General features: G+C 41.3%; 11 protein-coding genes. All 11 read left to right on the forward strand.

The features are described 5' to 3' along the window. Positions 1-202: 202 nt before the first annotated feature. The 11 genes from ABIL00_03465 (at position 203) to panC (ending at position 11,146) form a co-directional block, all read left to right on the forward strand. Positions 203-1,531, forward strand: coding sequence for an acetyl ornithine aminotransferase family protein (locus tag ABIL00_03465; protein MEO0109818.1), 1,329 nt, complete (start codon positions 203-205; stop codon positions 1,529-1,531). Positions 1,532-2,037: 506 nt separating this feature from the next. Further along, positions 2,038-3,435, forward strand: coding sequence for a tRNA lysidine(34) synthetase TilS (gene tilS / locus ABIL00_03470; GenBank protein MEO0109819.1), 1,398 nt, complete (start codon positions 2,038-2,040; stop codon positions 3,433-3,435). Next, entirely contained in the window at positions 3,405-5,237 is a 1,833-nt protein-coding gene (ftsH, locus tag ABIL00_03475; GenBank protein ID MEO0109820.1) for an ATP-dependent zinc metalloprotease FtsH, read from the forward strand. The genes tilS and ftsH overlap by 31 nt, the downstream gene beginning before the upstream one ends. Continuing rightward, positions 5,237-6,127 (forward strand): 4-hydroxy-tetrahydrodipicolinate synthase, encoded by an 891-nt coding sequence (dapA, locus tag ABIL00_03480; GenBank protein MEO0109821.1) that lies wholly within the window; start codon positions 5,237-5,239, stop codon positions 6,125-6,127. The genes ftsH and dapA overlap by 1 nt, the downstream gene beginning before the upstream one ends. Next, entirely contained in the window at positions 6,127-6,843 is a 717-nt protein-coding gene (gene dapB, locus ABIL00_03485) for a 4-hydroxy-tetrahydrodipicolinate reductase (protein MEO0109822.1), read from the forward strand. The genes dapA and dapB overlap by 1 nt, the downstream gene beginning before the upstream one ends. Before the next feature lie 17 nt (positions 6,844-6,860). Further along, positions 6,861-7,550 (forward strand): hypothetical protein, encoded by a 690-nt coding sequence (locus tag ABIL00_03490; GenBank protein MEO0109823.1) that lies wholly within the window; start codon positions 6,861-6,863, stop codon positions 7,548-7,550. Beyond that, a complete protein-coding gene (locus ABIL00_03495; GenBank protein ID MEO0109824.1) occupies positions 7,547-8,431 on the forward strand; it encodes a site-specific DNA-methyltransferase in 885 nt (294 codons plus the stop codon). Before ABIL00_03490 ends, ABIL00_03495 begins: the two co-directional genes overlap by 4 nt. Beyond that, positions 8,428-8,913: a 2-amino-4-hydroxy-6-hydroxymethyldihydropteridine diphosphokinase gene (gene folK / locus ABIL00_03500; protein ID MEO0109825.1), complete on the forward strand. Its 486-nt coding sequence runs from the start codon at positions 8,428-8,430 to the stop codon at positions 8,911-8,913. The genes ABIL00_03495 and folK overlap by 4 nt, the downstream gene beginning before the upstream one ends. Further along, positions 8,882-9,511, forward strand: a complete 630-nt coding sequence (locus ABIL00_03505; protein ID MEO0109826.1) for a deoxynucleoside kinase — start codon at positions 8,882-8,884, stop codon at positions 9,509-9,511. The genes folK and ABIL00_03505 overlap by 32 nt, the downstream gene beginning before the upstream one ends. Further along, a complete protein-coding gene (panB, locus tag ABIL00_03510; GenBank protein MEO0109827.1) occupies positions 9,508-10,317 on the forward strand; it encodes a 3-methyl-2-oxobutanoate hydroxymethyltransferase in 810 nt (269 codons plus the stop codon). Before ABIL00_03505 ends, panB begins: the two co-directional genes overlap by 4 nt. Next, positions 10,304-11,146 carry a pantoate--beta-alanine ligase gene (gene panC / locus ABIL00_03515; GenBank protein ID MEO0109828.1) on the forward strand — a complete coding sequence of 281 codons (843 nt, stop codon included), beginning with the start codon at positions 10,304-10,306 and terminating at the stop codon, positions 11,144-11,146. Before panB ends, panC begins: the two co-directional genes overlap by 14 nt. The last annotated feature ends 352 nt before the right edge of the window (positions 11,147-11,498 follow it).

An 11,498-nucleotide genomic window follows, 5' to 3' on the forward strand; every position in this document is an offset into this window, starting at 1 on the left:
TAATTCTCTTACTCTTTTAATTCTTTTTTGAACGCCTATTATTTTAAGAAACTTATTAAATAATTTCAACACATCTACTACCTTAATACCCTTATTAACCTGGTAACCATGTCTTAACACATTTACTTTTTTTAAGGTTGACATTCTCTCTTTTTGGGTTAAAATGTTTTTTAATAATTATATAAAAAATTTGGAGGAAAGAATGACGAAACCAAAAATTATAACGAAGTTGCCTGGTATTAAGGCACAGAAGATATTAAAAAAGGATAAGAAATATATCTCCCCTTCCTATACCCGCTCCTATCCGGCGGTGATTGAGCAGGGAGAAGGTTGCTGGGTATGGGATGTGGATGGTAATAAGTTTTTAGATTTTAACGCCGGAATCGCAGTCTGTGCTACGGGCCATTGCCATCCTGAGGTGGTAGAAGCAATTAGAAAACAAGTTGGTAAACTTATCCATATCTCCGGGACCGACTATTATTATCCCCAACAGGTTGAATTAGCCGAAAAGTTAGCAGAAATTACCCCCGGGGGAAAGAATAAGAAGGTATTTTTCTGTAATTCTGGGGCGGAGGCAGTAGAAGGTGCCTTTAAGTTAGCCCGTTTTCATACCAAAAGGCCTTATGCCCTTTCCTTTTTTGGTTCTTTTCACGGTCGGACGATGGGTGCTCTCTCTTTAACCGCCAGTAAGGTTGTCCATAAGAGAGGTTTCGGTCCTTTAATTCCCGGGGTCTTTCATATTCCCTTCGGCTATTGTTTCCGTTGCTTTTTTAAGTTGGAATATCCGGGATGTGATTTCTATTGCGTAAAATATATTGAAGAAGAAGTATTTAAGAAGATTGTACCACCGGAGGAAGTCTGTGCATTATTTGCGGAACCGATTCAGGGTGAGGGTGGTTACATCATTCCGCCGGATGGCTATTTCCAGAGAATTCGGGAACTCTGCGATAAGTATGGGATTCTTTTTGTGGTTGATGAGGTGCAATCTGGTTTTGGTAGAACCGGTAAGATGTTTGCCATTGAACATTATGGAGTGATGGCGGACATTTACTGTTTAGCGAAAGGGATTGCCTCGGGAATGCCGATTGGGGCGTTTGTCTCCCGCTCCGGAATTATGAACTGGCCACCGGGTGCTCATGCTTCAACCTTTGGCGGCAATCCGGTCTCTTGTGTTGCGGCGATGGCGACGATTCGCCTTTTAGAGAATGGTCTAATTGAGAATGCGGAAAAGATTGGGAAATATCTCTTAAAGGAATTGGAGAAGATTCAGAGTAAGTTTGAGGCGATCGGCGATGTCCGGGGAAAGGGTCTAATGATTGGCATTGAATTGATTGAGGATTCTATTTCCAAAAAACCGATTCCGGAGAGGCGGGATGCGGTTGTTTATAAATGCTTTGAGAAGGGATTAATTCTGCAGGGTTGTGGTCCGACGACGATAAGATTTTCGCCACCTTTGATTGTGACGAAGGAAGAGGCGGATACCGCCTTGGAGATATTTGAAGAGGCATTAAAAGAGGTCTTTAAGTCTTAAAAAAACCGAAAGGTTTTCGGCTATTTTTAACTCTAACCCTTTTGCTCCAATTACGGCACTGGGAATTAGACTGCTGGATAGGTTACTTATCGGAGAAGGGAAGAGGGAGGAAATTAGGAATTTTTTTGGGGAGTTTAGGGAAGAGTAGATTAGGGGAAAGATTGGAGAGAGGAGTAGGGAGGATAAGATTAGGAAAAATGGGGGAAAAGAGGCATATTTTTAACCCCCAGGGATACCGTAGGGGGGACTGACCCCTATCTTTTAAGCGCAATGCTTATAAGTTATTGATAATGAATAACTTAAAGCGATTTTACCACTTCCTAAAAAGTTATCTCATCAGATAATTTTTGTCCGGGAAAGATGCTTGTCTTCAAAAACTTTTTCGGGCATTTTTACCTTTCAACCAAATTCTCTTTTAAGTCTCTCTTGAGGGCAGCAAGTGATTTCCTTGATTTTTTCCGATTATTCCCTTATCATACCTAATTAAATTTAGGGGAACTAGATTGATGAGGAAAGGACTTTTAATAGATAGAGTAAAGGAAACACTCCAAAGACTCATTGGGGAGTTTCTTTCTAAAAAGAAGAAGACAAGCATTTTGGTCGGGTTTTCTGGTGGAAAGGATTCAACTTTTCTCCTCTATGCCCTTTGCCAGTTGAAGGATTGGCTAAACTTAGAACTTTTTGCCTTTCACTTAAATCATTTGTTAAGGGGCGAAGAGGCAAAAAGGGATGAAAGATTCTGTCAAGAATTTTGCCGAAAATTAAAGGTGCCCTTGGTTATAAAGAGATATGATGTGAAAGGTTATGCGAAGAGAAGGAAGATTTCCTTAGAGGAGGCGGGAAGAGTTATCCGGTATCGCTTCTTAGAGGAGATAAGAAAAAAGAAAGGGTTAGATTTTATCGTTTTGGGTCATAATGCCACGGATAATTGCGAAACGATGCTTCTCGGCTTAATAAAAGGGCAAGGGCTCTCGGGAATTGCTGGCATCCCGCCGACAAGGGGTAAGATTATTAGACCTTTAATTGATATTAAAAGGGAAGAGATAGAAGAATTCTTAAAGAAAAATAATATCCCCTATGTTTTTGATACAACAAATTTATCCCTCTCCCATCCTCGCAATTATATTCGGCATATCATTTTGCCATTTCTTAAAGAGGTCAATCCCAATTTGGAAGAGACGATGCGCCAGACCGCCCAAATTTTACAGGAAGAGGATGCTTTCCAGAAGGTGGTTGCGAAAGAAAAGATCGCGGAAGGGGGCATAAAGAAAGTGAGGGAAGGTTATTTTATTGACAATAAGATATTTTTGCCTTATAATTTGGCAATTAAGAGAAGAGTCTTGAAGGAGTTATTTAAAAAGATGCCCTACGAGGATGTGGAAAGGGTAATCGGTTTGGTGGAAAAGCCTTCAGGAAAGGAGGTGATTTTGAAAGGCGGTCTCTGGGCGGTAAAGGAGTCAGATGGGGTATTTATTGGGAAAATCCCCAAAAGGAGTACCTTTTATAAGGTATTAAAGTTTGGGGTAAATCGGATTGAAGGTATGGGTTTAGATTTGGAGATCAAAAGGAGAGAGAAGGGGGGGGAGATAAAGGATTTGCTAGCTGCCCCTATGGTAGAATACTTTGACGAGGATGAGATCTTACCTCCTCTCTATATCCGCTTCTGGCAACCAGGAGATTTCTTGGCCTACGAAGAGGGAAAGAAGAAATTGCAGGATTTATTCGTTGACTACAAAATACCGAAGCGAATAAAGAATGAGATACCAATTCTTTTTGACCAAAAGGGAGTTTTATGGGTTTTAGGTTTGAGAAGGGCAAATCGGGCAAAGATTACGGAAAAGACAGGAATGATATTGGAGGTTAAGATAAAAAGATGGAAAGAGAACCCAATAAGAGGAATATAGCCTCTTCTCTCTTCATTTGGCTCCTAATCCTCACTGCTATCTGGCTTCTCTGGAATTTCTTCAATACAAGGCGAAAAGAAAGGGTCTTAATTGATTATACCCATTTCATCAAAGAAGTAGAGAAGGGAAATGTCCTGTCAGTGGTGATAATGGAAAAAGAGATTTTGGGGCAATTAAAGAAAGAGGCGGAATTGGAAGGGGTGACACCGATAAAGAAATTTACTGAATTTAAAACCTATTTGCCTTTTCCCGACCCAAGTTTAGTCCAGAAATTAATTGATAAAAAGGTCTTGGTCTCTTCTAAACCTTCTTCTCCCTGGTCAAATCTTATTGTGGGTGCTATCCCTTGGATTTTATTTTTAGGTTTGTGGTTGTTCTTTATTCGGAGGTTGACCGCGGGGCAGGACCGGGCATTTACCTTTGGTCGGAGTCGGGCAAAAATTCTTACCGAAAATAAACCGAAGGTCACATTTGATGATGTCGCCGGGGTTGATGAGGCAAAGGAGGAGTTGAAGGAGGTGATTGAGTTCTTAAAGGCGCCTCAGAAATTTCAGAGGTTGGGAGGAAGGATTCCGAAAGGGGTCCTTTTGGTCGGACCGACCGGAACCGGTAAGACCTTATTAGCAAGGGCAGTAGCAGGTGAGGCAGGAGTGCCATTCATCTCTATATCCGGTTCTAACTTTGTGGAGATGTTCGTTGGGGTGGGTGCCGCTCGGGTTCGGGATTTATTCGAACAAGGGAGAAGGAATGCCCCCTGCATCATATTCATTGATGAGATCGATGCGGTGGGTCGACAGCGAGGAGCAGGTTTGGGAGGTGGGCATGACGAAAGGGAGCAGACCTTAAATCAACTCTTAGTGGAGATGGACGGTTTTGATACCTCAGAAGGCGTAATAATTATGGCGGCGACCAATCGCCCGGATATTTTAGATCCTGCTCTTTTAAGACCCGGAAGATTTGACCGCCAGATTGTCGTTGACCGACCAGATGTGAAAGGTCGAGAGGAAATCTTAAAGGTCCATACCCGAAAGATTCCTTTGGCGAAAGAAGTTGACCTTAAAGTCTTAGCCCGGGGAACACCCGGTTTTTCCGGAGCGGACTTAGCGAATATGGTAAACGAAGCGGCACTTTTAGCCGCCCGCCGGAATCACGATGTGGTGATGATGGAAGATTTGGAAGACGCTAAGGATAAAGTATTAATGGGAGTGGAACGAAGGAGTCTTTTAATCTCCGAAGAGGAGAAGAGATGGATTGCCTACCATGAGGCAGGTCATGTTTTAGTTTCTAAGATGATCCCCGGAACCGACCCGATTCATAAAGTGACAATCATACCCCGAGGGAGGGCATTGGGGACAACCCAGCAATTACCAATTGATGACCGAAGGATCTATTCCAAGACTTATTGCCTTAATCAATTGGCGGTGATGCTGGGAGGAAGGGCGGCAGAGGAGGCGGTATTTTCTGATATCTCAACCGGTGCCCGGGATGATATTGATCGGGCGACCCAATTGGCGAGAATGATGGTGACGGAATGGGGGATGTCAGAAAAGGTTGGACCATTAACCTTAGGGAAGGCGGAAGAAGAAGTCTTTTTGGGTAGAGAGATGGGACTCCATCGGAATATCTCCGAGGAGACCGCCCGGTTGATTGATCAGGAGATAATAAGATTTGTGGAAGAAGCCTATGAGAAGGCGAAGAAGATTGTGCGGGAGAATATGGAAAAGTTACACAAAATTGCCAAAGCACTTTTAGAAAAGGAGATACTGGAAGGACAAGAGATTGATGCCCTTCTTATCCCGTGATTAAAAGTTCTATCCTCAAAGGTTCATTTACTGCCTTGGTTACTCCGTTCCAAAACGGAGAAGTTGATTTGGCAGGACTCAGGAGAAATATAGAATTTCAACTGGCTAATGATACCGCCGGTTTAGTTCCCTGTGGTACAACCGGTGAGTCGCCAACCCTTTCTCTTGAAGAATGGGAAATGGTGATAAGGACCACAGTGGAGAGTGTCCAAGGTAGAATTCCGGTTATTGCCGGAACCGGAACCAACGATACGAAGAAGACGATTAAATTGACCGAGAGGGCGAAGGAATTGGGTTGTGATGGTTGTTTAGTTGTTTGCCCTTATTATAATAAGCCAACTCAGGAAGGGCTTTATCGCCATTTTGCCGAAATTGCCCAGAGTGTTGATATACCAATTATTATCTACAATATCCCAAGCCGGACCGGGGTAAATATCTTACCGAAAACGATTGAGAAGTTGGTAAAGGAATTTAATAATATCATTGGGATTAAAGAGGCATCAGGCAATTTGGACCAGGTTTCAGAAATTTTGGTGCGCTGTGGCGAAAGGATTAGCATCCTCTCCGGTGACGATGCCTTAACCTTACCCATCCTTTCGGTCGGAGGTCAGGGGGTAATTTCGGTAATATCAAATATCCTTCCGAAGGCGATGGCGGATTTAGTCAAGAGTTATCTAAAGGGGGATATAAAAGGAGCCCGGGAATTACACCAGAAGTTATTTCCCTTGATGAAAGTATTATTCATTGAGACCAACCCAATACCGATTAAAACTGCTATGAACCTCTTAAAGATGCCTAGCGGCGATTTGCGTCCTCCCCTTTATCCACCGAACGAAGAGACACTTAATCAGATAAAAAGGGAATTAGAAAATTACGGACTTCTAAGATGATGAGGATAATAATTATCGGTGCCGGGGGGAGAATGGGAAGCGCTATCGCCCAAGGGATTCAAGAGACGAAGGATATGGAAGTAATTTATGGGGTGGAAAAGGAAGGCCATTTCGCAGTTGGTTCTCCTTTTGGTAAGAATTTTATCGTTGATAAATTAGAAAAGGTAATAAGGGAAGGGGATGTGGTGGTTGATTTTTCCGAGCGGGAGGCGGTTTTAAGTAATAGGGAGATATTAATTCAAGGTGGTAAGCCTTACCTCTGTGGGGTGACGGGTTTCCGAGAAGAGGAATTGAAGGATTTGAAGGAGATGGGGAGGTATATCCCTTTTCTCTATTCTCCAAATTTCTCCTTTGGTGCCAATCTGCTCATCAGGTCGGTCGGGGAAATTGCCCGTTTTTTACCAGAAGATTACGAAATAAAAATTATTGAGACCCACCATAAGATGAAAAAGGATGCTCCGAGTGGGACGGCAAAGAGACTGGTCACAGAAGTTGAAGAGAAGAAAGGGGAGAAGGTGGAGGTCTTTTCTCTGCGGGCGGGGGAAATCGTTGGTGAACATAGGGTTATCTTTTTTGGTCCCGGGGAGGTCTTAGAGATTACCCATTCTGCCTTATCCCGGAAAGCATTTGTCCGAGGGGTAATAGAAGGAATAAGATTTATTATTAATCAGGCAAGGGGATTTTATACCTTTGATGATATTATAAAAAAGGTATGAACCAAGAATTGGCACAGGTGATAAAGATGTATACAACTGGAACTCACAAGGAGTTGAGCAGTTACCTAATTGGGAAATCAAAGGATACCCTCATTGCTATCCTGGTTGATTTATTAACGATGTATATCAATGATAAAAACTCCTCAACAATACGAGAATTCATAAACGTGACTTTAGCCGGTTATCAACATAAAGAAGGGAAAATTGGTTATAATGGTTTCAAACAAGATACATTTGTTCCCGGGAGGACAATAAGATGTGAGGCGAAACCGAAAAATGTAAATAGCGAGGAGTTTGAAAAATATAAGAGAGGTGAGAGGAGAACACCCCCTGCAAAATTGAATGGTAGGGGTAATTTTACTGATTATACTCCGGAACGATTAGAGAAGGATAAAAGGGAGAAAGATTTGAATATGTTAGTAAGTGGTTTTGTTGATGGCAAACTCATTTATATTATTGAATTTCCTTTTTCCACTCCTGATTTTGTAAGAAATTTAGAGAAGAAATTAAAAAAATGGCAGGAGAAGTTAAAAGGAAGTAAAAGTATAAAAGGTCAGTTCTTAAGGAGTGCGGATTTTGATTACAAAGATTATATTAATTGTCCAGATTTAAAAGTAGTTTATCTTTTAAGTAAGGATGAATTAGCAAAATATGAACCATATATAGCCAAAGGATTTTATGAATTTTTAAGGGAAAAGACAAAATGAAATTGAATGAGTATTTAAATAAGATAATTCAAGGGGATGCCTTAACCGTATTGAAAAATTTACCGGAGGAGATTGTTGATTTGGGTGTGACATCACCTCCGTATAATAAGGGTGAAAATAAAAAAGGATGGCTGGTGACAAGTGTCAAATATTCGGGTGTTTCGGACCGATTGCCCGAAAAAGTTTACCAAAGTCAACAAATAGATGTCTTGAATGAAATTTATCGGATTACAAAACCTGGTGGTTCTTTTTTTTATAATCATAAAATCCGTTGGGAAAGGGGTGAGTTGCTTCACCCGATGGATTGGTTGAGGAAGACCAAATGGATAATTAGGCAGGAGATAATATGGGATCGGATGATTGCCGCAAATATTCGCGGTTGGCGATTCTGGCAAGTAGAGGAAAGGATATATTGGCTTTATAAACCAAAGGGGAAAAAACTGATCGGTGAGGAATTAAAGCCGAAACATGCCCTTTTAACTTCAATTTGGCGGTTTCCACCAGAGAAGAAAAATCCCCATCCCGCACCTTTTCCTTTGGCTCTCCCAGTGCGGGTAATTTATTCTATTATGGATGAAAGAAAGGGGGTGGTAATTGACCCTTACTGTGGAAGTGGGACAACGCTGGTGGCGGCAAAGATTTTGGGGCACGATTTTATTGGAATTGAAATATCTGAGGAATATGTTAAATCTGCTGAGAAGCGGCTTTTAAATTATAAAAACGAAAGGTGTGAGGCAGAAGAGGAGATTGCTAAACACATTGTTATCAAAACATTTAAGGAGAGAAAAGAGAAGGGAGAATTTACTGGGAAATACGGGAAGAGGGCAAATCAAGGAATGAATGCGCTCCTTTTATTTCGGGAGAAGGGTGAGGAAAGATGAACCGAGTCTTTTTTGCCTTAGGCTCTAATTTGGGTAATCGGAAAAGGAATTTGGAAAAAGGGTTACAATTATTAGAGAGGATGGGGATAAAAATCCGAAAGAAGTCAAGGATTTATGAGACGGAACCGGACGGTTTCCCTTATCAGCCGAAGTTTCTCAATCTGGTGGTAGAAGGAGAGACGGAAAAAAGTCCGGAGGAATGCCTTCTGATAATAAATGAGATTGAGAAAAGATTAAAAAGGGTGAGGATTTTTAAGAATGCACCCCGGCCCTTAGATATTGATTTATTATTCTATAATCAAGAGATAATTGAAAAGCCGAATCTTAAAGTTCCCCATCCAAAACTTCAAGAACGGGAATTCGTTTTGCGACCCTTAGCGGAGATTGCTCCCCAACTTTACCATCCCAAATTAAATAAGAGAATAGAAGAGTTACTAAAAGAGAAAGGTAATGGAAAGGGAATTAAACTATATTGCGATTGAAGGCGGTATCGCTTTGGGTAAGAAAGAATTGGCGCAAAAACTGGCAAAACGGATAGATGCGCGAGCGCTTACCTTTGACGAGGAAAATCCTTTCCTTCCTTTATTTTACCAGGACCAAAGTTATGCCTTCCAAACTCAAATCTATTTTCTTTTGGCGCGCTACAAACACCAACTCCTTCTTAAGCAACCAGAACTTTTTTACCCGAAGGTAGTTACCAATTACATCTTTGAAAAAGATTGGATTTATGCCCATCTTAATTTGAAAGGGCAGGAACTTTCCCTCTACGAAAAGATTTACGAAATTCTGAAAAAGGATGTGCTGAAGCCTGATTTGGTCATCTATCTCCAAGCGCAACCGGAAACGGTTCTGGAGCGCATCAAAAGAAAGGGGAGACCTTATGAGAGAGATTTACCAATCGAATATATCAATTCCTTACTGAATCAGTATGATGCCTTCTTTATGCACTGGGAGGAGTCTCCTTTGCTTATTGTTCGTCTGGAAAAAGTTGACCTCTTAAATCGGCAAGAAGATTTTGATAGCCTCTTTCACCAGATATTAGAGACAAAAAGGGGGAGGAAATTTTTTTCTAAGGTATGAAGATCACAACCAAGACCTTAATTAGGATGAAGGAGAGAAAAGAGCCTATTGTCGCCCTTACTGCTTATGATTATCCAACAGCAAAGATTTTAGATGAGGTGGGAGTGGAAGTTATCTTGGTGGGCGACTCTTGTGCTAATGTCTTTTATGGTTACGAGACAACTTTACCCATTGGGATGGAGGAGATGCTTTATCATACCAGGGCGGTAGTGAAAGGGGTGAAAAGGGCATTAGTGGTTGGTGATATGCCTTTTCTTTCCTTTCAGACTGGAATTGATGAGGCGGTGAAAAATGCCGGCCTGTTCCTAAAAGCAGGAGCGCAAGCGGTAAAGATTGAGGGTGGAGAGATTGTCTTTAAGACAATTGAGACCTTAGTTAAATACGGGATTCCGGTGATGGGGCATCTCGGTTTAACTCCGCAATGGGTTCATCAATTTGGTGGTTATAAATTGCAGGCAAAGGGAAAAGAGGAACAAGAGCGTTTAATAAAGGAGGCAAAAGAATTAGAAAATCTCGGTTGTTTTGCGATTGTCTTAGAGAAAATTCCTTTGGCGGTGGCGAAAAGGGTAACGGAAGCAGTTAAAATTCCAACTATCGGTATTGGTGCTGGTCCATATTGCGATGGTCAAATTTTAGTCTTACACGATTTATTAGGGATTTTTGATACACCCAAACTGAAATTTGTTAAGGTCTATGCGGATTTGCACAGGGTCATAAAAGAAGCGGTAAGGAATTATTTTGAAGATGTGAAAGAAAAAAAATTTCCCGGAGAGGAGCATAGTTTTCAGGAAGATGAGAGTTGTTAGGAAGATTAAGACGATGCAAGATCTTGCCCAAGAAGCCAAGAAAAAAGGGAAAATTATTGGCTTCGTGCCAACGATGGGTTATCTCCACGAAGGGCATCTCCGTTTGGTAAGAATTGCCCGAAAGAAAAGCGATTTGTGCGTTGTTAGTATTTTTGTCAACCCCTTACAATTTGGACCAAAAGAGGATTTCAAGGAATATCCGAGGGATATAAAGAGGGATAAGAAATTATTGGAAAAAGAAGGGGTTGATATCCTCTTTTATCCCGAAGAGAAAGAGATGTATCCGGATGACTTCTCAACTTATGTAAAGGTTGAGGGACTAACTGAAGGCTTATGTGGCCGCTCGCGACCGGGTCATTTCCAAGGTGTCACTACAGTGGTCACTAAACTTTTTAACAGCGTATTACCTCACTTTGCGGTTTTTGGAGAAAAGGACGCCCAACAGGCATTGGTGATAAAGAGAATGGTGAGGGATTTGAATATGCCGATTAAAATAATTGTCGCCCCAACTGTCCGAGAAAAAAATGGATTGGCGATGAGTTCAAGGAATGTTTATCTCTCCCCAAAAGAAAGGGAAGAAGCGACGGTTCTCTACCGATCTTTATTAAAAGCAAAGGAGATGATTGAAAGAGGGGAGAGGAATTCCAATGTGATTATTGGCAAAATGCGGGAGATGATTGAAGAAACAAGTGGTAAGATAGATTATATTGCGATTGTTGATACGAAGGATTTAAAGGAGATGGAGGTAATTAAAGGGGAGGTTTTAATCGCCCTGGCGGTTTACTTTTCCAAAGCGAGGTTAATTGATAATATAAGGGTTAAAGTATAAAATTTTATAGAAATCTTAATTGCGAGAGTAATTCGGGGAAAGGGAAATTCTTAAAAGCCGGGATGATGATTTGATTTATAGAATTTTTATGTTTAACAATCATCGGTCACCCCAACTCAACGGTTGATATCTATTCCATCCTACTGGTTTTGTTAATGCTTACTCAATTATCCAGATGAGTGATTACCTTCTCCTCTGGTGATACGGGTACATATTTTTTATCTTTGCCATTCGGATACTGGTCACACATTCCTCAGAGAGCCCTGATTTTGGTGATACTTTTGCGAAATTAATTATATCCTTTTCGTAAGAAGGTGCGATATATGTGTTACCGAAAAGATTATCTCCGGAA

It is taken from the genome of candidate division WOR-3 bacterium, assembly GCA_039801905.1.
Taxonomy (GTDB): domain Bacteria; phylum Hydrothermota; class Tepidihabitantia; order Tepidihabitantales; family JBDRVQ01; genus JBDRVQ01.